Annotated in this window: 20 protein-coding genes and 1 pseudogene; 13 read left to right on the plus strand and 8 right to left on the minus strand. The window is 63.3% G+C overall.

The features are described 5' to 3' along the window. On the plus strand, positions 1 to 904 hold a 904-nt coding region (locus HP499_RS03835; protein ID WP_305849733.1), incomplete at its 5' end, for a biotin/lipoyl-containing protein. Positions 905 to 982: 78 nt separating this feature from the next. Here the strand turns inward: HP499_RS03835 and HP499_RS03840 are convergent. Continuing rightward, a complete protein-coding gene (locus HP499_RS03840; RefSeq protein WP_172322616.1) occupies positions 983 to 2,392 on the minus strand; it encodes an MFS transporter in 1,410 nt (469 codons plus the stop codon). A gap of 294 nt (positions 2,393 to 2,686) precedes the next feature. Between HP499_RS03840 and HP499_RS03845 the strand changes: the two genes are divergently transcribed. The 5 genes from HP499_RS03845 (at position 2,687) to HP499_RS25020 (ending at position 8,740) form a co-directional block, all read left to right on the plus strand. Continuing rightward, complete coding sequence (locus HP499_RS03845; protein ID WP_172322617.1) at positions 2,687 to 4,099, plus strand: MFS transporter; 1,413 nt, start codon at positions 2,687 to 2,689, stop codon at positions 4,097 to 4,099. Then, a complete protein-coding gene (locus HP499_RS03850) occupies positions 4,100 to 6,322 on the plus strand; it encodes a molybdopterin oxidoreductase family protein (RefSeq protein ID WP_172322618.1) in 2,223 nt (740 codons plus the stop codon). Then, the gene (locus HP499_RS03855) at positions 6,319 to 7,881 is read left to right on the plus strand and encodes an FAD-dependent oxidoreductase (protein ID WP_172322619.1); all 1,563 of its coding nucleotides are present in this window, start codon (positions 6,319 to 6,321) and stop codon (positions 7,879 to 7,881) included. The genes HP499_RS03850 and HP499_RS03855 overlap by 4 nt, the downstream gene beginning before the upstream one ends. Positions 7,882 to 8,016: 135 nt before the next feature. Continuing rightward, positions 8,017 to 8,442: an MBL fold metallo-hydrolase gene (locus HP499_RS25015; protein ID WP_309138332.1), complete on the plus strand. Its 426-nt coding sequence runs from the start codon at positions 8,017 to 8,019 to the stop codon at positions 8,440 to 8,442. Further along, positions 8,402 to 8,740: an MBL fold metallo-hydrolase gene (locus HP499_RS25020; protein WP_253951381.1), complete on the plus strand. Its 339-nt coding sequence runs from the start codon at positions 8,402 to 8,404 to the stop codon at positions 8,738 to 8,740. The genes HP499_RS25015 and HP499_RS25020 overlap by 41 nt, the downstream gene beginning before the upstream one ends. Before the next feature lie 107 nt (positions 8,741 to 8,847). Here HP499_RS25020 and HP499_RS03865 read toward each other — a convergent pair whose 3' ends face one another. Further along, complete coding sequence (locus HP499_RS03865) at positions 8,848 to 10,257, minus strand: NAD(P)H-quinone dehydrogenase (protein WP_172322620.1); 1,410 nt, start codon at positions 10,255 to 10,257, stop codon at positions 8,848 to 8,850. 122 nt (positions 10,258 to 10,379) lie between these two features. Between HP499_RS03865 and HP499_RS03870 the strand changes: the two genes are divergently transcribed. The 4 genes from HP499_RS03870 to HP499_RS03885 all read left to right on the plus strand — a co-directional run bounded on the left by HP499_RS03870 (position 10,380) and on the right by HP499_RS03885 (position 16,819). After that, positions 10,380 to 11,180, plus strand: coding sequence for a purine-nucleoside phosphorylase (locus HP499_RS03870; protein WP_172322621.1), 801 nt, complete (start codon positions 10,380 to 10,382; stop codon positions 11,178 to 11,180). Positions 11,181 to 11,644: 464 nt separating this feature from the next. Beyond that, complete coding sequence (locus HP499_RS03875; protein WP_172322622.1) at positions 11,645 to 13,243, plus strand: glycoside hydrolase family 68 protein; 1,599 nt, start codon at positions 11,645 to 11,647, stop codon at positions 13,241 to 13,243. A gap of 93 nt (positions 13,244 to 13,336) precedes the next feature. After that, positions 13,337 to 14,971 (plus strand): glycoside hydrolase family 32 protein, encoded by a 1,635-nt coding sequence (locus HP499_RS03880; protein WP_172322623.1) that lies wholly within the window; start codon positions 13,337 to 13,339, stop codon positions 14,969 to 14,971. 102 nt (positions 14,972 to 15,073) lie between these two features. After that, positions 15,074 to 16,819 (plus strand): phospho-sugar mutase, encoded by a 1,746-nt coding sequence (locus HP499_RS03885; protein ID WP_172322624.1) that lies wholly within the window; start codon positions 15,074 to 15,076, stop codon positions 16,817 to 16,819. A gap of 5 nt (positions 16,820 to 16,824) precedes the next feature. Here HP499_RS03885 and nirD read toward each other — a convergent pair whose 3' ends face one another. After that, positions 16,825 to 17,187 (minus strand): nitrite reductase small subunit NirD, encoded by a 363-nt coding sequence (gene nirD / locus HP499_RS03890; RefSeq protein ID WP_172322625.1) that lies wholly within the window; start codon positions 17,185 to 17,187, stop codon positions 16,825 to 16,827. 282 nt (positions 17,188 to 17,469) lie between these two features. On the opposite strand from nirD, the gene nirB reads away from it, so the two are divergent. From nirB to HP499_RS03905, 3 genes are read left to right on the plus strand one after another with little or no spacing between them, the layout of a single operon-like run. Beyond that, positions 17,470 to 20,100 (plus strand): nitrite reductase large subunit NirB, encoded by a 2,631-nt coding sequence (gene nirB / locus HP499_RS03895; protein WP_172322626.1) that lies wholly within the window; start codon positions 17,470 to 17,472, stop codon positions 20,098 to 20,100. 9 nt (positions 20,101 to 20,109) lie between these two features. Beyond that, entirely contained in the window at positions 20,110 to 21,144 is a 1,035-nt protein-coding gene (cobA, locus tag HP499_RS03900; RefSeq protein ID WP_172322627.1) for a uroporphyrinogen-III C-methyltransferase, read from the plus strand. Between the two features lie 12 nt (positions 21,145 to 21,156). Continuing rightward, positions 21,157 to 22,314 (plus strand): uroporphyrinogen-III synthase, encoded by a 1,158-nt coding sequence (locus HP499_RS03905; RefSeq protein WP_172322628.1) that lies wholly within the window; start codon positions 21,157 to 21,159, stop codon positions 22,312 to 22,314. Positions 22,315 to 22,357: 43 nt separating this feature from the next. On the opposite strand, the gene HP499_RS03910 is transcribed toward HP499_RS03905, so the two are convergent. From HP499_RS03910 to HP499_RS03930, 5 genes and pseudogenes are all read right to left on the minus strand, one after another. Next, positions 22,358 to 23,656 (minus strand): Y-family DNA polymerase, encoded by a 1,299-nt coding sequence (locus HP499_RS03910; protein ID WP_172322629.1) that lies wholly within the window; start codon positions 23,654 to 23,656, stop codon positions 22,358 to 22,360. A 453-nt stretch (positions 23,657 to 24,109) separates the two neighbouring features. After that, positions 24,110 to 24,535: a hypothetical protein gene (locus HP499_RS03915; protein ID WP_253951383.1), complete on the minus strand. Its 426-nt coding sequence runs from the start codon at positions 24,533 to 24,535 to the stop codon at positions 24,110 to 24,112. Next, positions 24,517 to 24,948 (minus strand): LexA family transcriptional regulator, encoded by a 432-nt coding sequence (locus HP499_RS03920; protein WP_172322630.1) that lies wholly within the window; start codon positions 24,946 to 24,948, stop codon positions 24,517 to 24,519. Before HP499_RS03920 ends, HP499_RS03915 begins: the two co-directional genes overlap by 19 nt. A 256-nt stretch (positions 24,949 to 25,204) precedes the next feature. Then, positions 25,205 to 25,873 (minus strand): thioredoxin domain-containing protein, encoded by a 669-nt coding sequence (locus tag HP499_RS03925; protein WP_172322631.1) that lies wholly within the window; start codon positions 25,871 to 25,873, stop codon positions 25,205 to 25,207. Beyond that, positions 25,870 to 26,111, minus strand: a pseudogene (locus tag HP499_RS03930) (cation transporter); the annotation flags it as partial. The gene HP499_RS03925 and the pseudogene HP499_RS03930, both read right to left, overlap by 4 nt.

The raw sequence follows: 26,111 nt of genomic DNA on the forward strand, positions 1-26,111 counted from the left end.
GCAGGTGGAGCACTGCGTCTCCGAGGAAGTCACGGGAATCGACCTCGTCCGCGAGCAGTTCCGGATCGCCCGCGGTGAAGCACTGGGCTACGAGGACCCCGAGGTCCGAGGCCACTCCTTCGAATTCCGCATCACCGGCGAGGATCCGGGCCGCAACTTCATGCCTGCCCCCGGGACCATCACGACGCTGAAGAACCCCACCGGCCCCGGCGTCCGGATCGATTCCGGCGTGGAGCAGGGAGATGTCATCAGTGGCAACTTCGACTCCATGCTCTCCAAGCTGATCATCACTGGCGCCACCCGCGAGCAAGCCCTCCAGCGTTCACGCCGCGCCCTTGAAGAGATGGTGGTTGAGGGTATCCCCACGGTTATCCCGTTCGACCTCGCGGTGGTCACCGATCCCGCCTTCGCCCCGGCTGAGGGCCCGTTCAAGGTCCACACCCGCTGGATCGAGACCGAGTTCGTCAACAGCATCCCTGCATGGTCTGCCAACGTCGCCGGCGCTGAAACGTCCGAAGCCGGTGAGCGCCAGCGCGTGGTCGTCGAGGTTGGCGGCAAGCGGCTCGAAGTGGTTCTGCCCTCCGGACTGGGTGGTGGCGCCGCAGCAATTTCCAGTGGTTCAGGCACCAAGTCCGGCAAGTCCAAAAAGCGTTCCCGTTCAGCCGGCGCCACGGCTGCCGCTGCGGGCGGAGACGCATTGACGTCCCCCATGCAGGGCACCATCGTCAAGGTGGCAGCTGCTGAAGGCGACGTAGTGGTTGAGGGCGACCTGATCGTGGTTCTGGAAGCCATGAAAATGGAACAGCCGCTGACGGCCCACAAGGCAGGCACCGTGCGCGGCCTCGCTGCCACCGCTGGCGAGACCGTCGCAGCTGGTGCAATCATCGCCACCATCGAGGACTAAGGCAAAGTACCCGAACACGACGGCGGCTCCGCACCATTGGTGCGGAGCCGCCGTCGTTAAGGGGTTTTGCAATACGTCCTAGGAGACGTTGTTCTCGTAGTCCATATCTTTGGTCTCGCGTGTCAGCCACAGCGCGATGAAGGTGACCACAGCGGCGGCCGCCATGTAGGCGCCCACCAGCCAGGTGCTGCCGTTGGCTGCGGACCAGAGTGCAATGGCCACGAACGAGGCAGGGGCCGCACCGATCATCGAGGACAGGTTGTATGCCACTGCCGATCCCGTGTACCGGACGTTGGCCGGGAACAGCTCGGGAAGGATCGCCGCCATGGGTCCGAAAGTCAGGCCCATCAGGGTGAAGCCCACAATGAGGCCAACCATGGCAGCTGCCTGGCCGGGGCCGAACATGGTGAACCACAGCGCACCGAAGACGAAGATTCCGGCGGTGACGCCCAGCAGGAACTTTCGCCGGCCCCACTTCTCCGCGAGCGGTCCGGAGACCACCGTGAAGATACCGAAGAAGACGACACCGATGATCAGCATCCAGAGGAAGTCAGAGCGGGTAATTCCGAGGCCGGGGACGAACGCGGCGATCTGATCGGCCGTCATGGGCTTGCCGGCCTTCTCCGCTGCGGCCTGGGCGCCTGCCAGTGTGGGCTTGGTGCCGTAGGACAGGGTGAAGGTGGTCATGATGTAGAACAGCACGTACGTGGCGAACATGATGAACGTACCAGCCACAACAGGGCGCCAGTGGCTCTTGAGCGTGGCTGCGAGGGGCATCTTCTGCACCTTGTCCTGCTCGATCACCTTGGTGAAGGATGCGCTCTCCACCAATTTCAGGCGAACGTAGAGGCCCACGATCACAAGGACCGCGCTGAGGAGGAACGGAACCCTCCAACCCCAGGCGAGGAATTCTTCTGCGCTGAGGGATACGTTCATCCAGATGAAGATCACGTTGGCGATGATGAAGCCGATGGGCGCGCCCAGCTGCGGGAATGTTCCGTAGATGGCGCGTTTGCCTTCGGGCGCGTTCTCCGTGGCGAGCAACGCAGCGCCTGACCATTCTCCACCCAGGGCCAGGCCCTGGAAGAAGCGCAGGATGACCAGCATGATCGGGGCCAGGATGGCCCATCCGGCCATGGAGGCCGTGGGCAGAAGGCCAATGAGGAACGTGGCGATACCCATGGTCAACAGAGAAGCGACCAGGGTGCCCTTGCGGCCGATCTTGTCACCAAAGTGGCCAAAGACCACAGCGCCGATGGGTCGCGCGAAGAAGGCCACACCGAAGATGGCGAACGCACTCAGCAGCGCGTTGATGTCAGTGGCGTCCGGGAAGAAGAGCTTCGGGAAGACGAGTACCGACGCGGTGGCATAGGCGTAGAAGTCGTAGAACTCGATCGTCGTGCCGATCAGGCTCGCGAAGATCACCTTGCCCCGCGAGTTCACTGGCTTAGTGGACTCGCCTTCCTTGGATGGTGCGGTGGAAGACATGTATTTGCAGCTTTCTTTCACGCCGGCAGATGCCTCTGGAGCCTACCCGGCGATGGATTATTCGAGAGTTCAATAATAGTTCCCGCTGTCCATTGACTGGACAACCAAGTCCAGCATGCGGACAATCAGAAAAATCCCACACTGTGGTCCGCGCCACATTACCTCACCAGCGTCTCACTCGCCGGTGACCCCGCCGATAGGGAAATGTCACAGGCCGTTTACAAACAGCGACAGTGCGCGAAATGCGCCAAACCTACCTTGGAAGAACAACGTCCCCCACCAAGGAGGCACTCCGTGACTGTTGATCGCTCCGCAGATGAACTGGCCCCTGTCCAGTCCACTGCCACCGCCGCCCCCGCCCTTGAACACCGCCCCGGCCGCTGGATTGCCAACTGGGATGCCGAGGACAAGGGCCAGTGGGAAGCCGAAGGCCGGTCCATCGCCAAGCGCAATCTCTACTGGTCCATCTTCGCCGAATTCCTCGGATTCGTCGTCTGGCAGTTGTGGTCCATCGTGGTGGTCCAACTCCCCGCCGCCGGGTTCAGGTTTGACACCAACCAGATCTTCTGGCTCATCTCCATCCCCAGCCTCGTAGGCGCAACGCTCCGCATCCCCTATACCTTCATGGTTCCCAAGTTCGGTGGCCGGAACTGGACCATCGTCTCCGCGCTTCTCCTGCTGATCCCGACCACAGGCCTTGCCATCTGTGTCTCCAACCCGGAGACGCCCTTCGGCATCATGCTCCTCATGGCCGCCCTTGCCGGCTTCGGTGGCGGCAACTTCGCCAGCTCCATGGCCAACATCACCTTCTTCTACCCTGCCCGCGAAAAGGGTTGGGCCCTGGGCCTGAACGCTGCCGGCGGCAACCTCGGTGCCGCCGTCGCGCAGCTCGTCGTCCCCATCGCCATCACCCTGCTGGCCGCCGGGACCGTCAACCTGCCCATGGCAGGCATCATCTGGATCCCGCTGATCATCATCGCTGCCTTCGGCGCCTACAAGTACATGAACAACCTCACCAGCGCCAAGGGTGATGTGGCCGGCTCCCTCGCCGCCCTGAAGGAACCACACCTGTGGATCATGGCGTTCCTGTACATCGGCACGTTCGGTTCGTTCATCGGCTTCGCAGGCGTCTTTCCCAAGCTGATCAAGGACTACTTCCCGGACTTCTCCTCCATCCACGTCGGAGCGGTGGCACTCTCCCTGGCCTTCCTCGGCCCACTGGTAGGTTCCCTGGCCCGCCCCTATGGCGGACGCATGGCCGACCGCATGGGTGGCGCCCGCATGACCATTGCCTCCTTCGCCTCCATGGCCGTCATCACCCTGACCATGATCTGGACGCTGCCCCTGAAAAACTTCTGGCTCTTCCTCACCTTGTTCCTGCTGCTCTTCCTGGCCAGCGGGTTCGGAAACGGCGCAACATACCGAATGATCCCGGTCATCTTCGCAACCTCCAGCCGGGCCGCCCGCGCAGGAGCCCCCAGTGCCACCACAGCACGACTCGCTTCTTCCTCACTGGGACTGATCTCCGCGATCGGCGCCTACGGCGGCTTCGTGATTCCCCAGGTTCTCAACGCCTCAAACTCGGCCAGCGGTTCCTACACTCCGGCGTTCTACGGATTCGTGGGAGCCTACGTCCTGATGCTCATAGTCTGCTGGGTCTGCTACATCCGCCCCGCCCGGAAGCGCAACACGATCGGACACATCTAGATGCCCAACGGCGCCGATACCCACTGCCCCTACTGCGCGCTCCAGTGCGCCATGACGCTGACCCCGGCTGCTTCGGCAGTCCAAGGGACAGCGGCAGCGGCCGAACCCGCCGCAGAACCGGCCAAGCCCGAGGTGCCCCTGGAAGTTTCCGGGCGCGACTTCCCCACCAACCGGGGCGGGCTGTGCCGCAAGGGCTGGACATCGGCGTCGTTGTTGCATCACAACGGGCGCGTCACAGAGCCCATGCTTAAAGGATCGGACGGGGTCCACCAGCCGATCTCCTGGGACCAGGCCCTCATGCTCATCACGGCAGCAGTCAAGGAAACCCAACAGCAGTACGGGAATGACGCCGTGGGAGTTTTCGGCGGCGGCGGCCTCACCAATGAGAAGGCCTACCTGCTGGGCAAGTTCGCCCGGCTGGCCCTGCGCACCTCCCGCATCGATTACAACGGCCGGTTCTGCATGTCCTCCGCCGCAGCCGCCGGTAACCGCGCCTTCGGCGTAGACCGTGGACTCCCCTTCCCCGTCACGGACCTGGACACCGCGTCCGTGATCCTCATGCTCGGTTCCAACGTTGCCGAGACCATGCCTCCTTTCGTCCAGCACCTGCAGGGCGCACGGGACGCCGGCGGCTTGATCGTGGTGGACCCCCGCCGTTCGGCGACTGCAGCATTCACGTCCGACGGCGGCGGCCTCCACTTGCAGCCGACGCCCGGCACCGATTTGGCACTCCTTTTGGGCATCAGCCACGTGGTGGTCCACGAAGACCTGGCCGACGCCGGATACATCGAGGCCAACACCAGCGGTTACGCCGCAGTGGTGCGCAGCCTGTCCTCGTTCTGGCCCGAGCGCGTCCAAACCATTACGGGTGTACCCGCCCACCTCATCCGGGAAACAGCACGCCGACTGGCCCAAGGCGCCCGCAACGGCGGCAGCTACATCCTCAGCGGCCGCGGCGTGGAGCAGCACGTTGACGGCACGGATACCGCCACCGCTGCAATCAATCTCAGCCTCCTGTTGGGCCTGCCCGGCTCCGCCCGCAGCGGCTACGGCACCCTCACCGGCCAAGGCAATGGCCAAGGCGGCCGCGAACACGGACAGAAAGCCGACCAGCTCCCTGGCTACCGCAAAATCACCGATCCCGCCGCGCGCGCCCACGTCGCCGGAGTGTGGGGCGTCGACGAGTCGCTCATCCCCGGTCCCGGCCTGCCCGCCGTCGAACTTCTTAAGTCTCTTGGACAGCCCGACGGCGTCAGGTGCCTTTTCGTGCACGGCGCCAACGTGGTGGTCTCGGCGCCGGACACCAACGCGGTGATCAAGGGTCTTCGCAGGCTGGACTTCCTGGTGGTCTGCGACTTCTTCATGTCTGAGACCGCTGCCGAAGCTGACCTGGTGTTGCCCGTGACGCAATGGGCCGAGGAAGAAGGCACCCTCACCAACCTTGAAGGACGCGTAATCCGTCGCCGCCGCGCGCTGACTCCTCCCCCGGGTGTCCGCAGCGAGCTGTGGCTCATGTCCCGGCTGGCCGGGATGCTTGAAGCTCCTTCGACGTTCAGCGAGGACCCTGAGACCGTTTTCGAAGAGCTTCGCCTGGCATCTGCCGGCGGACTGGCTGACTACTCCGGCATCGATTACGCCATGCTGGACCGGGGCGAAGCGGCTTATTGGCCCTACCCCGCGGGCAGCACGGGAACACCGCGGCTCTTCGCCGACGGCTTTGCCCATGCCGACCGGCGGGCTGTGATGGTTCCGGTCACTCCCTCCAAGCGGGCTGTCCGTTCGTTCGCGGACGATTCCCTGGCGTTGGCAACAGGCAGGCTCCTGGAGCATTACCAATCCGGTGCCCAAACCCGGCGCGTGAGCGAGCTCTTGGCCTCACAGCCACAGGCGCGACTCCTTATTCACCCGGGGACAGCTGCTTCACGGGGCATTGCCGACGGCGACTACGCCACTGTGACGAACGAGCGCGGCGAGGTGCTCTGCCGTGCCGAGCTCAGCACCACGGTCCGCCCGGACACCGTCTTCCTGCCGTTCCACTTCCCCGGCCAAGAGAATGCCAACCGCCTCACGGAGGCGGCAACGGATCCCATTTCCGGCATGCCGGAGTTCAAGACCAGCCGGGTGTGGGTCCGGAAGGCAGCGGCCACGCAAGCTTCACCGGCCATTCCCACAAGCAGTCCAGCCATGGCCGGCTTGCCGGTACACGCCAAGGAGGCCTCATGAGTGAGCGCATTGTTGTTGTTGGATTCGGGCCGGTGGCTTCGCGGCTCGTGGACGAGTTGCTTCCTGCCGTCCGCTCCGGGCTGGTGCAGCTCCTGGTGGTGGGCCAGGAACCGGAGGCAGCATATAACCGGGTAATGGTGGCCGAACTGGGCGTCGGCCGTACCACGGCCGAGGCTTTGGCCATGGCTGATGCCTCTGATCTGGAAGCCGACGGCGTGGAAGTGCGGTTGGGCGTCAAGGTCAAGAGGATCGACCGTGCCCGCCAGAACGTAGTGCTGTCCGATGGCAACTCCGAGCACTATGACCGCTTGGTGTTCGCCACAGGATCCCGTCCTGTGATTCCGAACCTCACCGGACTCAATCCCGATCCTTCCCAGCCTGTACTTCCCCCCGGCGTTACTGCCCTGCGTGATCTGCGGGATGCTGCCGTTCTTCGTTCCGCCGTGGCCGAAGGTAAGCGCGTGGTGGTCCTGGGCGGCGGCGTGCTCGGGCTGGAAACCGCGTTGGCTGCCTCTGAAGAAGGCGCCCAAACAACAGTGGTTCACAATGGGCCCTTCCCGCTCGGGAGGAGCATCGACCGCGGCAGTGGATCAGTCCTGACCAACAGCCTGCGAGCCGGCGGTGTCCGGATGGCAGGTAACGCACGGTCCACCGGCGTGGAGACAGCCGGACCCGGTGGAAGCTTCTCCGCTTTGCTGCTGGACGACGGTTCAGCGATCGACGGCGACCTCCTGGTGTTGTCCTGTGGTGTGCGCCCCCGGATCGAGTTGGCGGATGGATGCGGACTTCCTACCGCCACGGGAATACTGGTGGACCACCACCTCCGGACCTATCACGAGCCCCACATGTTCGCGATCGGCGACTGCGCTGAAGTGCGCTGCCCCGACGCTGCGTGTGTTGATTGCAGAACTGCCGGCGGACCTTCCGGGTTGGTGGGACCGGGCTGGCGCCAGGCGGAGTGGTTGGCCGAGTACCTCGTGGTGCTGGCGCGTGATGGCCAGGAAGCGGCAGACGCCGTCGAAGCCTTGCCCACGGAGAAGCCCGGCGTGATTGTCCTGAAAGCACGCGGCATCAACCTTGCCGTGGCAGGCGATAACCAGGCGGATCCGTGGGATGAGGAGTTGCTGGAAGCCGGTGCAGCGTCCGGGCGTCCCCGTCGGCAGATCTCCCAGTGGGCCGACCCCGAGCACGCCCGGTACGTCAAGATGACCACCCGCGGTGGAGTGCTCGAAGGGTTGGTGGCCGTGGGCATGCCCCGGACCGCCGCCGAGTTGGTGGTGCTCTTTGAGCGCGCCTCGGAACTGCCCGCCGACCGGTCCCTGCTGCTCCGCTTGGATGGACCTGACCAGCTTGAATCCGGAGCCACCAGCAACGACCCCCAGCGGACTGTGTGCCGCTGCGCCGGGGTGAGTGCGGCCGGCATTTCGGAGTCCGTACTGGAAGGCTGCAGTACCGTGGGCGAGGTCTCCAAGGCCACCCGCGCCGGGACAGGGTGCGGAGGATGCCACGAGGACATCAAGGGAATCATTGAAAAGCATTTCCAGGCGGCAGTTGCCTGAGCGCGCTTGACCAGCCCGTCGCCAGGGCCACGAATTCGCTGAAAGCCTGCGAAATCGCCGTTACAAATCGGGTGGTCTCGCAGGTTTCCGGCGTGCTCGCGTTCACCCCGCCTCTTCCCCGCCTAGAATGCCCGAGTGAACGTATCCGAGCAGGCACCAGGCGTGTTTTTCGTCGAGGGTCCGGCGTCCAATTGGCTGATCGTGCGGGACGCTTCCGGATTCTTGCTGATCGACGGCGGTTACCCCGCCGACCGTGACGTGGTCCTCGAGTCCATCCGTGAGCTGGGCTTGGATCCTGCCGATGCCAAGGCCATGCTCATCACGCACGGGCACGTGGACCATACAGGATCCGCTGCGTACTTCTCACGGACTTTCGGCACACCTGTTCTGTGCTCCCCGGAGGAACTCGCCCACGTACAGGGCAAGGAGAAGCATCAGGTCACGTTCGGCCAGGTTCTGGTTCGTGCTTGGCGTCCCCGGGTTTTCCAATGGATGCTCCACGTCATCAAAGCCAAAGCGCTTGGCAGAACCAGCCACGCGTGCCGAGGCCTGGACGGCTGAGGCACTTCGGAGCCTGCCCGGAAAGCCGGAGGCCATCCTGTTGCCCGGGCACACCCCGGGCAACGTGGCTCTCTTGCTGCCGGATGCCGGCGCCGTTGCAGTGGGCGATACTTTCGTCAGCGGGCATCCCATCAGCACGAAGTCCGGTCCACAGATGTTGCACAGGATGTACCACGCAGACGCCGCAACGGCCCTGGCTGCGGCACGCTCCCTGAGGACTGTCCAAGCCAACGTGATCCTGCCCGGTCACGGACCTGCCCTGCACATGCCGCTGGCCGAGGCCCTCGCCGCGTTGTAAGCCTAGACAGCAGGAACGCCCGTTTCGATGGCTTGCTGCGCAGGGCGCCGTGCGAACGGCATGATGCGCAGCGAAGCCCCGAAACGGGCGTCCGCTTTGGCCGGCATTTACATGTGCACGTGCAGTCGCCGCGCAGCTTCCGAGATGGATCCGGTCAACGATGGGTACACGGTGAAGGCGCTGGCCACGTCATCAACGTGGAGCTTCTGGGTTACCGCGACGGAGATCGGGAAGATGAGCTCCGACGCGTTCGGACCTACCACTACGCCACCGATCACGGTGCCGGAACCCTTGCGGGCGATGATCTTGACGAACCCATCCTTGGTGTTGCGCATCTTGGCGCGGGCATTGCTGAGCAGGGACAGCATCACAACATCGCCCTGATACTTACCCGAGGCAAGATCGGCCTCGGACACACCCACGGAAGCAATCTCCGGGGAGGTGAAAATATTGGACGCAACCTGGTTGAGCTTCAGCGGCTTGACGCCGTCTCCCATGAAGTGCGCAATCGCGATGCGGCCCTGCATGGCTGCGACGGAAGCCAATGCGAAGACACCCGTGCAGTCGCCGGCAGCGTAGATGTTGGGGGCTGTGGTGCGCGAAACACCGTCCACCTTGATGTGACCGGATTCCGTCAGGGTCACGCCGGCTTCTTCAAGGCCCACGCCGGCTGTGTTGGGGATGGAACCAACACACACCAGGCAGTGGGTACCTGTCACGATCGATCCGTCACCCAAGGTGACCTTGACGCCGTCGTCCGTCCGTTCCACCGCGTTGGCGCGGGACTTGGAGAGGACGTTGACGCCGCGACGCTCGAAGACGCCTTCCAGCAGCTTGGCCGCATCCGTGTCCTCGCCGGGGAGGACCTGGTCACGGCTGGAGATCAGGGTGACCTTGGAGCCCAAACCGTTGTAGGCCGAGGCGAATTCGGCGCCGGTGACGCCCGAACCCACAACGATCAGTTCCTCGGGAAGCTCATCCAGGTTGTAGATCTGGGCCCAGTTGAGGATGCGTTCGCCGTCGGGCTTGGCGGTGGGAAGCTCACGGGGGTGTGCGCCGACGGCCAGCAGGATGGCGTCGGCATCAATGGTGCGGGTGCCTTCGAGGGTCAGGACCTCGATGGTGTTGTTGTCCAGCAGTTTGCCGGAACCAATGACGATCTCCACGCCCAGGCGTTCCAGGCCTGCACGGATGTCCTCGGACTGTCCATGGGCCAGGTTCAGCACGCGGTCGTTGATGTGTTTGAGGTCTGCACGGGGCTTTGAGGCCGTGCCGTCGCCGTCGAACTTCACTCCCAGCTCGTCCGCCTCACCGACGCGGGTCATGAGGTCGGCGGTGGCAATGAGGGTCTTGGAAGGCACGACGTCGGTCAGCACAGCTGAGCCGCCGAGACCTGCACGCTCAACGATGGTGACGTGGGCGCCGAGCGAGGCAGCCACCATGGCAGCTTCATATCCGCCGGGACCACCTCCCAGGATCGCGATACGGGGGGCACTGAAGTCAACTTGGGTGGTCACAATCCTCAATTCTCGCTCATTGCGGCTCCGGCTGCCACCCAGCCGACCCTCACCGGCGCGCGGGTCCCTACCAAACTCCTGTGGCCGCAAGGTAGCTTGTACCAGTGAGTAACACTGAGCTGATGAACACAGACCCCTTTGAGGCCGCGAAAGCCGCCGCAGACTTCATTGCCGCGGAGACCGGCGTCGAGTCACACGACGTAGCCCTGGTGCTTGGTTCCGGATGGGCCGAAGCCGCCGATCTTATTGGCGAAACCACCGCCACATTGAACGCATCAGAAGTCCCCGGTTTCCATAAACCAGCGGTGGTGGGCCATGTGGGCACCATCCGCTCCGTCCTGACCAAGGAGGGCAAGAGGGCCCTGGTCCTCGGCGCCAGGACGCACTACTACGAAGGCCGCGGCGTGCGGTCCGTAGTCCACGGCGTCCGTACCGCCGCCGCTGCAGGCTGCAAGACGCTGGTCCTTACCAACGGATGCGGCGGACTCAACGAGGACTGGACACCGGGAACCCCCGTGCTGATCAGCGACCACATCAACCTCACCGCAACCTCACCGCTTGAGGGCGCAACATTCGTTGATCTCACAGACCTCTACTCTTCCCGCATCCGCGATCTCGCCCGTGAAGTAGATCCCTCCCTGCAGGATGGCGTGTACGCACAGTTCACCGGACCGCACTACGAAACACCGGCAGAAGTCCAGTACGCCAAGCGGATCGGGGCAGACCTAGTGGGGATGTCCACGGCACTGGAAGCGATCGCCGGCCGCCACGCCGGCATGGAAGTATTCGGCATCTCCCTGGTCACCAACCTCGCCGCCGGCATCAGCCCGGTTCCTTTGAGCCACGCGGAGGTCCTTGAAGCCGGGCAGGCGGCAGGAAAGCGGATCTCCAAGCTTCTGGCGGAGATCATCGCCAAGCTTTAATCCGCACTGCGGGGTCACCATCAACGGTGGCCCCGCTTCGTTGTTTAAAGTGCGCGTTCTTAAAGGTGTGCGCTATCAATTCCGGCGGAGAAGTAAACGCACAGCAAATTCTCAGGATAAATCTGATTTGTGGCGAAACATTTGACCCGAGCCCGCCATAAATGCCACGCGCGCACGTTGCCAATGTAAGCGCTTGCGCAAGTACTGGTGAGTAACCGGCACTGCGCCCTGAAACGCCCTTTGCTCTCCGACCTAACACGTGTCTAGCGTGGAGAGTGCTCCGGTAAGTCGACGTGCCGGAGCCACCGCGGCGGAGAGCTTCAAGGCTCCCCCGCACCTCGAAACGATGGCGTCCCTCGAAGACGCCACCAGCGGATCGATGGACGCCTGAGTCGAGAACCCCAACAGGGGTCAGGGCATGCGCCCCACTCCACGAAGTCCAACACTCCGCGAGAAGAGCAAGCATGAACACGCACTCAACCCTCCACCGGCCGCGCCGCCGGCTGCGACAGGCAGTAGCCCTCGCAGTCTCGGCCGGCGTTGCCGGCAGCATCCTGCTGGTGACGCCGGCTGCACAAGCGAACCTGCCGGCCGATCCGCCGTCGAGCACCATGCCGGCACCCACGCCCGGTTTCCCACTGCCCACCAAACACACGCAACAGGCCTATGATCCCGCTGCGGACTTCACGTCCAAGTGGACGCGAGCCGACGCCAAACAGATCATGGCCCAGAGCAACCCCAACGTCGCTCCCGGTGAGAACTCCATGAGCCCCAACGTCACCATGCCGGAAATCCCCAAGGACTTCCCGGCCATGAACGATGACGTCTGGGTTTGGGACACCTGGTCCCTGACAGACGAAAACGCCAACCAGATCAGCTACAAGGGCTGGGACGTCATCTTCTCCCTGGTTGCCGATCGGCATGCAGGCTATGGTTTCGACCAGCGCCACTGGAACGCCAGGATCGGCTACTTCTTCCGCAAGACCAACGCTGATCCCGCCAAGGACAAGTGGAACTACGGCGGACACTTGTTCCTGGACAACACGTCCATCGGCAACACGGAGTGGTCCGGGTCCACACGCCTCATGCAGGGCAACAAGATCAACGTCTTCTACACGGCCACCACGTTCTACGATGTGGCCGAGCGGAATGCGGGCGGCGGCGGAATCGCTCCGGACGCTGCAATCGCCAAAGCCCTGGGCAACATCCACGCCACCAAGGACGGCGTGACATTCGATGGCTTCCAGCACACCAAACTGCTGGAGCCGGACGGAAAGCTGTACCAGAACAAAGCCCAGAACCCAGGCTTCGCATTCCGTGACCCGTACACGTTCGCGGACCCGGCCCACCCGGGCAAAACCTTCATGGTCTTTGAAGGCAACACCGGCGGCACCCGCGGCTCCTACAAGTGCAAGCAGGAAGACCTCGGCTACGCCCCGGGCGACCCCAACGCTGAGACCGTGGAACAGGTCAACAGCACGGGCGCCTGGTACCAGACCGCCAACGTGGGCCTCGCGGTGGCGGACAACAAGGACCTCACCAAGTGGAGCTTCCTGCCGCCGATCCTCTCGGCCAACTGCGTCAACGATCAGACAGAACGTCCGCAGATCTACATCCAGAACGAGAACGGCAAGAACAAGTACTACCTGTTCACCATCAGCCACCAGTTCACGTATGCCGATGGAATGCGCGGCCCTGACGGAGTGTACGGTTTCGTCGGCAACGGCGTCCGTTCCGACTACCAGCCGGTCAACAACAGCGGCCTGGCCTTGGGTTCCCCCACGGACTTGAACATGCCGGCCAACGCACCGGAAGGTCCGGACCCGCGCCAGAACGGCCGTCAGTTCCAGGCCTACTCGCACTACGTTCAGCCGGGCGGCCTGGTCCAGTCCTTCATCGACAACGTTGACGGCGTCCGCGGCGGCTCACTGTCCCCCACCGTGAAGATGAACTTCAAGGGCGGCGTCACACAGGTTGACCGCAGCTTCGGCAAGAACGGCCTCGGTCCGTTCGGTTACCTTCCCACCAACGTCCGCGTTGGCGGCGAAGGTCTCTACAAGTAGACCGAAACACCACCCGGCCAACAGGCCACGGCAGGGGTGCCGGACCCACAAGGACCGTCACCCCTGCCACCCCCAACCCCAGGATCTCCCCCTATGACTTTCCCCAGCCCCCACCTGTCCCGCCGCCACCTGCTGGCCGCAAGTGCCGCCGTCGTGGTCGCGTTTTCCGCCGCGTCCTGCACGCAAGCAGAAAGCCCGACGCCGGCCCCCGGTCCGGGCGGCCACCGCCCGTCCCCTTCGGACCCATGGCGGCCCGTTGGGCATCTGACGGCTGAGAAAAACTGGCTGAACGATCCCAACGGCCTCGTCTACCACGACGGCACCTACCATGCGTTCTACCAGTACAACCCGCGGGGCAACTCGTGGGGCAACATGTCCTGGGGCCACTCCACCAGCAAGGATCTGGTGCAGTGGGAACAGCAGCCCGTTGCCTTGGAAGCCAGCGCGGAAGAAGAGATCTTCTCCGGCTGCATCGTGGTGGACAAGTTCAACGCCTCCGGCCTTGGCTCGGCGGAAAACCCGCCCATGGTGGCCCTTTACACCAGCGCCTACGGCAAGAACGGCGCGCTGCCTCAAGGTGCCCAGGCGCAGTCGGTGGCGTTCAGCCTCGATAACGGGACCTCGTGGCAGAAGTACAAGGCCAACCCAGTCCTGAACCTTGCCCCCACCAACAACAACTTCCGCGATCCCAAGATCACTTGGTACGAGCCTGGCCGCTACTGGGTGATGACCACTGTGGTGGCTGATGCCCAGGTGGTCAAGTTGTTCAAGTCCACGGACCTCCTGCGCTGGGAATACCTCAGTGATTTCTCCGGTGTGGGCGCCCAAGGAGGCCTCTGGGAAGTACCTGAGCTTGTGCAAATGGACGTGGAGGACTCCACAGCCAGGAAATGGGTCATGCTCCTCAGCATCAACCCCGGCGGTATCGCGGGGGGCTCCGGCATGCAGTACTTCGTGGGTGAATTCGATGGCACGCGCTTCACGGCTGAAAACGCGGCAGCTCCCGACGCGCCGCTCCACGAGTCCCAGTGGCTGGATCATGGAGCTGACTACTACGCCGCGAACTCCATCACCGGCGCTCCTGGAGACAAACCAGTCCTTCTGGGGTGGATGGGCAACTGGGACTACGCGCAGGATGTTCCCACCACGCCGTGGCGGGGATCCATGGCTATTCCCCGCGAACTCACCTTGGTCCGGGCCGGGAAGCGGCTTGAGCTCCGATCCGCCATAGCGGGCGTGGCGCGGGAAACACTGGAACGTTCCGGTGAAGTTAAGAGCAAAAACCTCACCGTCGGTTCCTCCGCCAAGGAGCTGGGCGCGGACTTCAGTGCCCGCTCCCAGCTGATCGAGCTGGAGATGGACCTGAAGAATGCGCGAGAAGCAGGCCTTCTCCTCCGCCAATCATCCGCCGGCTCCGAGGACGGCCTGCGCGTCTCCTACAACAAGGAAACGCGTACCGTCAGGGTGGATCGGTCTCAGGCGGGCACCAGCAACTTCTCCGAAAAGTTCAGTCCATTCCATGAAGTGACCCTGCCTTCGGCCAACAATTCGGCCAACAGCAAAGTCCATTTCACGATCCTGTTGGACTCGTCCTCGGTGGAAGTCTTCACTGCAGATGGAAGCGCCGTTCTTTCAGATACCTTCTTCCCCGACTGGGACAACACAGGGTCGTCGGCTTTCAGCGTGGACGGCGACACGGACTTCCTTGTTACTTCCCGCACCCTTTAGGGCCCACTGAGGGGCGGGATCCCACCCTTTACAACCGCTCTTAGGGGTGGGATCTCGCTCCTCGTTGCCCGCGAGGGTGTCAATGAGGATAGTTTTGACCCTATGACATCCAGCGATGCCGCCTTTGACCAGCTGCTCACCGACGCCCGCCAGTGGGCTTCCCAGGACCCGGACCCGGCTACGTCGGCCGCTCTGACCGAGCTGGCCGGGCTCGCCGCGGGCGGTGACGCAGGAGCAGCCCAGGAACTGGGCGACAGCTTCAAAGGCACACTGCAATTCGGCACAGCCGGACTCCGTGCAGCACTCGGGCCAGGCCCAAACCGCATGAACCGTGTGGTGGTCCGCCGGGCAGCAGCAGGCCTGGCGGCTTTCCTCACCGAGACGGTAGCCGCGGCGGCCCCGGGGACCCGGCCGCGCGCCGTCGTCGGCTTTGATGCCCGCTACAACTCGGATATCTTCGCCCAGGAAACTGCCGCGATCTTCACCGCCGCAGGCATTGAGACGTTCCTGATGCCCTCAGCACTTCCGACGCCGTTGCTCGCCTACGCGGTCAGGAACCTTGACTGCGACGGCGGCGTGATGGTCACCGCCAGCCACAACCCGCCGCAGGACAACGGATACAAGGTCTACCTCGGACGGCACGCTGTCTCCGAGAGCGGACGCGGCTCCCAGATCGTGGCGCCCTACGACGCGCAGATTGCGGCAAAAATCGACGCCGTGGGTGCCCTGGACACCATCGAACTGGCAGACGGCGGCTGGACCGTACTGCCAGTGGCCATCGCCGCGGACTACCAAACCGCCATGGCCGGGTTGGTGGATCAGGAACACTTCCCGGCCCGGGATCTCAAAATCATCCTCACACCCATGCACGGCGTCGGCGGTGAAACAGCCGTCTCCGTCCTGAACACAGCCGGATTCAGTGATGTCACGCTCGTGGCCGAACAGGCCGAACCGGATCCGGACTTCCCCACTGTTGCATTTCCCAACCCTGAGGAGCCCGGTGCGCTGGACCTGGCGCTCGCAGCTGCCGCAGATGCAGGCGCAGACATCGTTTTGGCCAATGACCCCGACGCCGACCGGGCTGCGGTGGCCGCGTTGGACCCCGTTACAGGAAGCTGGCGGATGCTTCGGGGCGATGAAGTGGGCGCGCTGTTGGGTGCACACATCGTGGCACGCCTGGCAGCCCGCGAAGGCGAGGAAGCCAGGGAGGGCGTCTTCGCCAACTCGATCGTTTCTTCGCGTCTTCTGTCCCGGATCGCCGCTGCCGCAGGATACGCCCACGAAGAAACGCTCACGGGCTTCAAATGGATCTCACGGGTTCCCGGCCTCACCTACGGGTACGAGGAAGCTTTGGGGTACTGCGTTGCGCCTGAGCTGGTGCGGGACAAAGACGGCATCTCAGCGGCGGTACTGATCGCGGAACTGGCAGCAACTGCCAAGGCTGAGGGCAAGACGATCTTTGACACCCTGGACGACCTCTACTTGGTGCACGGCCTGCACGCCAGTGACCAGTTGAGCATCCGTGTGGCAGACCTCGGGCTCCTGGATGCCATGATGAACCGCCTGCGCGTCAATCCGCCGGAAGCCTTCGGAGGCTCCGCCGTCGAGGTCTTCACCGATCTTGCAGAGGGAAGCGAAGCATTGCCGCCCACGGACGGCCTGCTGTACCTGACCCGGGACCAAAGCCGCGTCATCATCCGGCCCAGTGGCACCGAACCCAAGCTCAAGTGTTACCTGGAAGTCATCCAGGCTGTGGAATCGGCGGCGGAACTGCCTGCCGCACGCCAAGCAGCGCGGACCTCCCTGGACGATGTGCTCAGGGACGTCCGCGAAGCGTTGGGTCTCTAGGCGGGTTAGAGCTCAACTTCGATGAAGCCATCCACCAAACGGCTGGCGAACACATCGAGGGCGAGTTCGGGGTTGGTGAAGCACTCCCCGGTTTCGAGGTCGTAGACCTCTTTGTGCAGCGGCGATGCGATGGTCGGCCGGCTTCCGCGGGATCCGATGATTCCACGGGCCATGACGTTGGCCAGTGTGGCCGGGTCCTGCTGATCCACGGCAAAGACTTCGGTGGGCGCGGTGCGGAACAGTGCAACCTGGCGGCCGGCGATCAGTGCGGCCTCGCCCCAGGCAAGTTCGAGTTCGTCCACCGGGCAAACACGGTGCCAAGTGGCGGTGCTGGTCAGGTCTTCGGCACGGTCCAGAATTACGGTCATTTCAGCCCCTCTCACAGTGTCCGGGTGCTGGCATTTTCACCGTCACTCCCCCGGACCGGGCCACGCTTGCGGCCACTCCTCCACGCTAGGACCCGGGTGTTTCATCAGGTGTCCCCGTTTGTGTCCAATGCGTAAAAGAGACCTCACGCCACCTGAAATGCGTTCGTGATGCAGAAGTTAAGATCACGAAACAAAAGGGAAACTGAAGCGAAACTGCCCGTCCCTAGGCTGAAGGCACAAGTTGCAACAGATCCGTATGCAACATCTGCGAAAGGCCCACCAGTGACCGGACACACTTCAAGTACAGAGAACCCGCGCCGCGTCGTCGTCGTCGGCGGCGGCCCCGCTGCCCACCGTTTCGCCGATGCCATGGTCAATCGCGGTCTTGAAGGCTGGCAGGTTACGGTGCTGACCGAAGAGGCGCATCTCCCTTATGACCGTGTGGCGCTGAGCAAGGCCCTGACGGAAACCGATGTTGACCTCACCCTGGGCGATGCGTCCATGTGGGACCACGAAGCCCTGACCTTGATCACCGGCGAGCGCGCCGTCAAGATCGATTCCGTTGCTAAGCGCGTCCTGACCGCTGCGGGCAACACCTATGACTACGACCACTTGGTGGTTGCTTCGGGTTCGGATGCCGCCCGTCTTCCCATTCCCGGTGCCGAACACACTCACGTTTACCGCACCCTCGAAGACGTCTGGGCCATCAACAAGGCCATCGCCGAGCTGCGCGGGAAGCTTGGCCGCAAGGTCAATGCGGTCACTATTGGTGGCGGCTTGCTGGGCCTTGAGTCCGCCGCCGGCACCGAGCAGTTGGGTGCCACTCCGATTGTCATCAACGGCGCACCCTGGCTGATGAACACCCAGCTGGATGAGGGCGCCGGGCAGTCGCTCGGTCGCCTGATTGAAGCCAAAGGCTTCGAGGTCCACGGTGGCGTCTTCCCCTCCGAAGTATTGACGGACGACGACGGCAACGTCACCGGCGTTTTGATGGCGGACGGCCGGACCATTGATGCGGACCTCGTGATCGTAGCCATCGGCGTCAGGCCGCGCGATGACCTCTTCCGCGCGGCAGAGGGCGAGGAGCAGCTCTTCAGCCTGGGCCAGCGTGGCGGCGTGGTGATCAATGATTACTGCGCCACTGAAGTAGACGGCATCTGGGCGATCGGTGAAGTGGCCAACTTCGGAGGCATGTGCCTTGGATTGGTGGCACCTGCAAACACCATGGCCGAGATCGTTGCCGACCGCCTGCACGGTGGCGAGGCGACGTTCCCCGGCTTCGACACTGCCACCAAGCTCAAGTTGTCCGGTGTGGACGTGGCCAGCTTTGGTGACGCCTTCGCCCGGACCGAGCACTCCCTGGAGATCGTCTACGCCGACCCCGCACGCGGCGTTTACCAGAAGATTGTCACCACTGATGATGCCAAGACCCTCCTGGGCGGCATCTTCGTGGGCGACGCTTCCCCGTACATGAGTCTGCGTCCGCTCCTGGGCCGCGAACTCGCCGCTGAACCCGGCGCATACTTGAGTGCTGCCGGTGGCGGTGAGGCACCTGAGACTGAGCTGCCCGACGACGCCATCCTGTGCTCCTGCAACAACGTGGCCGCCGGCACCATCCGCGATGCCATCAACGGCTGCGGAGCCTGCGAGGGCAACTCCCCCGTGCAGGAACTCGGTGAGCTGAAGGGCTGCACCCGGGCCGGCACCCAATGCGGCTCATGCGTCCCCATGCTCAAGAAACTCCTCGAAGGCGAACTGACGAAGTCCGGCATCGAAGTTTCCAAGGCACTGTGCGAGCACATCAGCCTGTCCCGCCAGGAACTCTTCGACGCCATCCGGGTGCTGGAACTGACCTCGTTCGAAGAGATCATGGCCAAATACGGCACCGGCGCGGGATGCGATATCTGCAAGCCGACCATTGCCTCCATCCTGGCCAGCCAGCACTCGGCCTACGTTTTGGATGCCGGCCGAGGTTCGCTGCAGGACACCAATGACCGTGCCCTTGCAAACATGCAGAAGGACGGCACCTATTCGGTGGTCCCCCGCATCGCCGGTGGTGAGATCACCCCCAAAGGCCTTGGCGTCATCGCAGCCGTTGCGGAGAAGTACAACCTCTACACCAAGATCACCGGCGGCCAGCGCATCGATATGTTCGGTGCGCGCCTGGAGCAGCTTCCGGACATCTGGAAGGAACTGGTGGACGCCGGTTTCGAGTCCGGACAGGCTTACGGCAAGAGCCTCCGGACAGTGAAGTCCTGTGTTGGATCCACTTGGTGCCGTTTCGGAGTGCAGGATTCGGTAGCCATGGCCATCGCGTTGGAGCTTCGCTACCGCGGCCTCCGCAGCCCGCACAAGCTGAAGATGGGTGTTTCCGGTTGCGCCCGCGAGTGTGCCGAGGCGCGAGGCAAGGACGTCGGCGTGATTGCGACAGCTGACGGTTGGAACCTCTACGTGGGCGGTAACGGTGGCGCCACTCCGGCGCACGCCCAGCTGCTGGCCAAGGACCTGGACGATGAAACCTTGCTGAAGTACATCGACCGCTACCTCATGTACTACATCCGCACCGCTGACCGCCTCCAGCGCACCGCGCGCTGGCAGGAGGAGCTGGACGGCGGCATCAAGCACGTCGAGGAAGTGGTGGTCAAGGACTCCCTGGGTATCGCCGAGGAGCTTGAAGCCGCCATGGCCAAACACATTGACACCTACGAGGACGAGTGGGCGGAGACCTTGAAGGACCCGGAGCGCCTCCGCCGCTTCCGTTCCTTCGTCAACGCGCCCAACCAGAAGGATGAATCCATTTCCTTCGTTCCGGAGCGTGGACAGATCCGCCCGGCCACCAACGAGGAAAAGGGCGGCGTGCTGATCGCCTCCACCATCCCGGTCCGCAGCCAAACCGTCGGCGTAGAAAACTAGGGGTCCACCATGCAGCTCACCATTGATCTCACCGACCGCGACGTCCTCGTAACGGGCTCGGCCAGGTCTGCCCGCCAAGCCATCCGGCGATACCAGGCTGCCGGCGCCAACGTTTACCGCCTGAGCACACCTGCAGGTGCGCCCGGTGACGGACCGCTCCCGGAGCGCCCCTTCCTGGTGGCAGTAGTGGACGACGGCGACGACGGCTGGCTGGCGTTGGTGGAACGCTGCCGCGAGGCCGGTGTTCCCGTGGCCTTTGAGCCTGCCCCGGGCGCCGAGGGCCACGTGACCTTGGTCGGAGGAGGTCCGGGAGCACTGGACCTCCTGACCGTTGGCGCCGTGGATGCCCTGCGCGATGCCGATGTTGTGTTCTATGACCGTTTGGCCCCCTACCAGGAGCTCGCCGATCTGACCTCTGCCGAACTGGTGGACGTGGGCAAGCAGCCGGGTCTTCACAAGGTGACCCAGCGCGACATCGAGAAGCTCATGGTGGAAGCTGCCCTGGCGGGCAAGAACGTGGTCCGGCTCAAGGGCGGCGATCCCTATGTGTTCGGCCGCGGCGGCGAGGAAGTGGCTGCCTGTGTTGCGGCCGGCGTACAGGTACGGGTTATTTCCGGTGTCACCAGCGCCATCTCCGTTCCCGCCGCAGCCGGAATCCCGGTGACGCACCGCGAAGTCAGCCACATGTTCACAGTAGTTTCCGGCCACGCCCCGTTGACCGAGAAGGAACATACGCATCTAGCCGGCCTTGGCGGGACGATCGTGGTCCTCATGGGCATCGGTACCCTTCCCCAGCTGGCCTCAGGGTTGCGCCGGGCAGGGATGAACCCGGAAATGCCCATGGCAGTGGTGGAACGTGGATACCGCCCCGGGCAGCGCACCACCATTGCTGACCTGGGTACGATCGAAACAGCTGCCACCGGCTGCAGCAACCCGGCTGTGCTGGTTATTGGCGAAGTGGTCAAGGTGGCTGAAGCCAACCGCAACCATGCAGAAGCATCCGCCGAACTGAGCCGCCTCGCGGCTTCGCTCCTTGAAGCCTGAAGGTAAGAACACATGACTGTTGCACGCGCCATTGAAGTCCAGGACCCTACTGCTGTACCGGAAGTTTCCGAGGCCGCCGAAGCGCCGCTGGATGGATTCCGGATCGGCGTCACCTCGCACCGCCGTTCCCGTGACCTCATTGAGGCCCTGGAGCGCCGCGGTGCGAGCGTGTTGCACGCCCCCGCGCTGAAGATCGCCCCTGTCCAGGAAGACATGGTCCTCATCGAGGACACCCGCACCATCATTGCCGCGAAGCCGGACATCTGCATCGCCACCACCGCTTACGGCATGCGCCGTTGGTGCGAGGCCGCTGATTCTTTCGGGATCGGCGAGCAATTGCTGGAAACACTGTCCGCCTGCCGGATGTTCGTCCGGGGCCCCAAGGCCCGCGGTGCCGTGCGGGCGGCCGGACTTGCCGACGTCGGAATCAGCAGTGACGAAACCACGGCCACACTGGTTGACATGCTCCTGGCCGAAGGCGTGCGCGGCAAGACGGTGGCCGTGCAGCTGCATGGTTACACCGATGTGCGCCAGCTGGAACGGCTGCGCATGTCCGGTGCCACGGTCCTGACCGTCACCCCCTACCGGTGGGTGAAGCCCGACGGCGAGGACAAGCTCCCGCGCCTGATCGAGGCTGTGGTGGGCGGCAACCTCGATGTCCTGACGTTCACCAGCGCACCTGCCGTGGATGCGATGTGGAGCACAGCCCACGAAATGGGCCTTTACCGTCAGCTCATCGAAGCCTTGAAGGGCCCCGTGACGGTTGCCGCAGTGGGGCCTGTCACCGCACAACCACTGGTCGACGCCGGTCTGACGCCACTGATCCCTGACCGTTACCGCATGGGGGCGTTGATCCGTCTGGTCACCGAGCATTTGTCCCTCAACCATGTGCGCCGCTTGGAGACAAGGAGCGCCACCATTGAGCTTCGCGGGCGGTGCCTGCGGATCAACGGCGAGGTCATTGACTTGGCGCCCGCTCCCCTGTTGCTCCTGCGTGCCCTGCTCGGCGCGGGCGGTGCAGTGTTGTCCCGCGAGGCGCTCTCGGATCTGTTGGACCTGCGCGGCTCCGTGCATGCCTTGGACATGACGGTCAGCCGCCTGCGTTCCTCTCTCCCGGACGGCAAGCTCGTGGAAACAGTAGTGAAGCGCGGTTACCGGCTGCGGGCCTAGATTGCCTTGGCTGCCTCTGCTGCAGTGGTGACGTCCGCCCACCTCAGGCCGCTTTCACCAAGGGAAGTTCGTCCCAGTTGGTGGTGTACCGGGGGCTGAGCATGTCCCGTTTCATGGACCAGTCCGGTCCTCCCTTGATGCCGGCGTGCCCCAAACCGATGGAGCCGCGGCCATACCGTTTGCTGACTTGCTCCAGCAGTGGGCCGATGCCACGCTCCTCGTGCCGGTTCTCGAAGATCTCCAACGGTTTTTGGTTGCCGCTGGGCCTGAGATCCGTGACCATGATCCCGGCCTTGGCGTACCTGACGCCTTCCTGGATTCTGGGAACCAACGCGTGGGCGGCCTTGGTCAGCAGCACGGGATCTGAGGTGGGCATAGGCAGCTTGACGTTAACCGTGGGAAAAGACTTGTCGTTGGGGTTATAGAACGAGGTGGCGGCAAACGCTGTGAGCAGCTTTGCTTGAAGATCGTGTTTGGCGAGCCTGGCACTTGCCATCTGGCCGTAGACGCTGAGCACCTGCCGCAGCTGCGCCGTCGTCGTGATCGGGGTGGAAAAGGAGCGCGAAAAGATCAACTGGTCACGCCCGATCCTTTCCTCTTCCATAGGGATGCAAGGGGTTCCCTGCAACTCCAGCACTGTGCGCATCATGACAATGGAGAACTTGTCCCGCAGGGCCACGGGGTCGGCCCGGACCAGGTCAAGGATGGAGAAGATCCCCATGGCGTTCAACCGTTTGGTCAGCCTGGTGGCTACGCCCCAGATCTCTATCACCGACAGCCGTGCCATCAAGGCCTCCCGCTGGGCTTCAGGAACCGAGTCCCAACGGCATACGCCGTTAAAGGCCGGATTGTGTTTGGCCCATTTGTTGGCCAGCTTGGCGAGCGTCTTGGTTCGGGCAATCCCCACGCAGACCGGCACCCCCACGTGTCGCTGGCACGCAGCTTTGATGGTGCGCCCCAGTTCCAGCAGGTCCTCAGGGCGGCCCTTCACCCCGAGGAACGCCTCATCGATGGAGTAAACCTCCTGCCATGCTGAGTACCGGGCCAGGAGTTCCATCACGCGGGAGCTGATATCCCCGTAGAGCTCGTAGTTGCTTGAGAGGGCAATGAGCCCCCATTCCTTGGCCCGCGGAGCGAGTTTGAACCATGGGTCGCCCAGGCCGATCCCCAGCTTCTTCGCTTCCGGAGACCTGGTCACGGCGCAGCCATCATTATTGGACAGCACTATCAGCGGCTTGCCCTCGAGGGAAGGGTTGAAGGCACGCTCCGCCGATGCGTAGAAACAGTTGATATCCACGTGGGCAATCTCCTGCATCCGGTGCATGGGTGCTGGTTTGGACATGGCTCTCCTCCGTTCGGGCATAGCACGCGCGCCGCCGTTCCGAAGCAGGACACGCCGCGCATTCGAATATATATTCGAATACCTTTACTGTACCGCCAGGCCCCGACAAGAAGAGGACACCCAAGAACCTGCCGCTTCCTGCGCCGAAGAACTTAGCTGCCGATAATGGCCCTCAAATGTTTCCTGGTTCGTGAGAAGCGATCTTCGGGATTTCGCAGACCGCCTTCCTGGTGGGTGATGCCCTCGGTGGAGTCATGGGGGCTCCGCTCTGGATCGGGATAGGCCCGGAAGGACTACTCGTCACTGCAGGCGTCATCACACTGGTTAACGCCGGACTACTTCCGCTCTTACTTGGAGGAGTACGAACAAAACCGATCGTGAAGGTGGCGTAGTGGCCGGCGTCGAGACTGTATTTAAGGAAGATCATCGGCATTTAAGGAAGATCATCGGCCCTCAAATACGCCCATCCCCTGGTCTGGATCCAAAGGAGCGCTCCAAGGCAGAGACGAGGACAGCTGGCACCAGCCGGTCCAACAAATCCACAGGCCTGGCATCCCGCAGTGCCGGACAGCCGGTGACCATCCAGGCCGAAAAGTAGTTGTGCGGAATCCTCAGTTCCATGGCATGCGCAAACAGGCGCAGCACCACGGGGTGCAAGGACAAGTCTTCACGGAACTGAAAACCCGGACAGTACGTGCCATCTGCAGAAAACACCCGCACCAGTTGTTGCATCACAGGTTCAGGATCCTCATGTAATTGGGCGAGCCGACCACGGACTCTTTCCAGATCCGGCAAGCCGAATTCGGCGCCCATCCGTTCCCAGAGTTCGCTGGGAACGGGCCCTTGCAAACCGGCCCCGCTCAGATGTGGTGCAGGCATGTGGTGGCAACTCCCCAGATGGTGAGTTCGGAAAGCGCCGGGACGCGAATGTCCGGATACTTGGGATTGTCGGCCTGGAGGATCACTCCAGAGGGCGTGATCCGGAGCCTCTTGATGGTGAGTTCACCATCAAGGACGGCCACGACGACGGACCCGTCCTTTGGTTGCAGCGCGCGGTTAACGATCAATTCATCGCCATCACTGATCCCGGCACCTTCCATTGACTGCCCAGTCACCCGGACCACAAAAGTGCTGGTGACATCCTTAATGAGGTGCTCGTTGAGGTCGATCCTGCCATCAAAATAGTCCTGCGCAGGCGAGGGATACCCGGCCGCCACCGGGAGAGGTGCCAGCAATACTGACATCAGGGAAAAGCCCGCATCTATCACGCGGGGGCCGACGATCACGCCCACAACACACCTTTATTCGAATATATGTTCGATACTTGAGTGTACAGGCGATGGCGGACATTGCGCTGACTCCACCAAGTTCCGAGGGTGCACGATGGTTTGGCATTCCAGGCCTGCAAGACCGCCGGCGGGTGTGAAATTAGAGCATGGGCGGACTGGTCGCGCTGGGGAATCGTGCGTTTCCTGCAGGAATGTTGCAGCAAACGGTTGAGGGTGGGCGCGGAGGGGGCCCCTCCCGGCTGAGCCTAGAGTGGGACTTTTAATGCACGGCCTCGTCGAGGAGCTGCCGGAATTGGGCTTCGGTGTTCAGGGTGAGCTTCCTTCCGTTCAGGAAGAACGTAGGCGTACCCGTCACGCCGAGGGTCTTCCCATCGGCGACGTCCTGACTGATCCGGTCTTTGGTGCTCTGGTCTGCGATCGCGGCATCGTATTGTGTCAGGTCCAAACCGAGTTCCTGGGCGAACGTCCTGAACAGCGCGGCTTGGGAGTCCCGTTTTTCACCCCATTCGCTTTGGGTTGCGAAGAGTTTGGAGGCCATCTCCTGGTACTTGCCCTGTTGGGCCGACGCTTCCACGGCCAAGGCGGCGGTGCCGGAGTTCCGGTGACCGGGCAACGGGAAGTACCTGTGGACGAACGTGATTCTGTCCCCGTATTCCTTCTTCAGTTCCGCCACCAGCGGTTCGGCGGCGCGGCAGGACTCACACTCGAAGTCCAAGAATTCGACCAACTGGGCTTTCTCCGTGGCCGGGCTCGTGACCCGGTGACTGTCGTCCCTGACGAGCTGCGCGTCGGCGGCCGCGAGTGGGGCCGGTGGAGCCGGCTTGTTGGCGGTGAGTACTGCGTACCAGATCACTCCGGCGCCAACGATTGCGCCGAGGAGGATCCAGATGGCGATGCGGACCCTTCGGCCGGAAATTACTGCGCTCATCGATCGGCCGGCTTTGCCCCAAGCTTCACGGTCACAGGCTCAGCCGCGGCGTCCGATCCGCACCCGGCGCAGCTGGCGTCCGAGGACTGTGCATCGGCCGGTAGTGCCAGTTCGATGATTGCCGGAGCGGATGCTGCTGGGGTCTTATCGGTGGGCGTGCAGCAGTCGTCTTCTTCGTCGGCGTGGCGATCGGCGTGCGGAATGGCGCAGCAAGCCTCGCCTTTCCAGGCGTTGATGC

It is taken from the genome of Paenarthrobacter sp. CM16, from assembly GCF_013179505.1.
Classification (GTDB): Bacteria; Actinomycetota; Actinomycetes; order Actinomycetales; family Micrococcaceae; genus Arthrobacter.

Coding starts and splice junctions, on each gene's coding strand:
- HP499_RS03840 (WP_172322616.1), bottom strand. CDS start 2,392: ATGTCTTCCACCGCACCATCCAAGGAAGGCGAGTCCACTAAGCCAGTG.
- HP499_RS03850 (WP_172322618.1), top strand. CDS start 4,100: ATGCCCAACGGCGCCGATACCCACTGCCCCTACTGCGCGCTCCAGTGC.
- HP499_RS03855 (WP_172322619.1), top strand. CDS start 6,319: ATGAGTGAGCGCATTGTTGTTGTTGGATTCGGGCCGGTGGCTTCGCGG.
- HP499_RS03870 (WP_172322621.1), top strand. CDS start 10,380: ATGAACACAGACCCCTTTGAGGCCGCGAAAGCCGCCGCAGACTTCATT.
- HP499_RS03875 (WP_172322622.1), top strand. CDS start 11,645: ATGAACACGCACTCAACCCTCCACCGGCCGCGCCGCCGGCTGCGACAG.
- HP499_RS03880 (WP_172322623.1), top strand. CDS start 13,337: ATGACTTTCCCCAGCCCCCACCTGTCCCGCCGCCACCTGCTGGCCGCA.
- HP499_RS03885 (WP_172322624.1), top strand. CDS start 15,074: ATGACATCCAGCGATGCCGCCTTTGACCAGCTGCTCACCGACGCCCGC.
- nirD (WP_172322625.1), bottom strand. CDS start 17,187: ATGACCGTAATTCTGGACCGTGCCGAAGACCTGACCAGCACCGCCACT.
- cobA (WP_172322627.1), top strand. CDS start 20,110: ATGCAGCTCACCATTGATCTCACCGACCGCGACGTCCTCGTAACGGGC.
- HP499_RS03905 (WP_172322628.1), top strand. CDS start 21,157: ATGACTGTTGCACGCGCCATTGAAGTCCAGGACCCTACTGCTGTACCG.
- HP499_RS03910 (WP_172322629.1), bottom strand. CDS start 23,656: ATGTCCAAACCAGCACCCATGCACCGGATGCAGGAGATTGCCCACGTG.
- HP499_RS03915 (WP_253951383.1), bottom strand. CDS start 24,535: ATGCCTGCACCACATCTGAGCGGGGCCGGTTTGCAAGGGCCCGTTCCC.
- HP499_RS03925 (WP_172322631.1), bottom strand. CDS start 25,873: ATGAGCGCAGTAATTTCCGGCCGAAGGGTCCGCATCGCCATCTGGATC.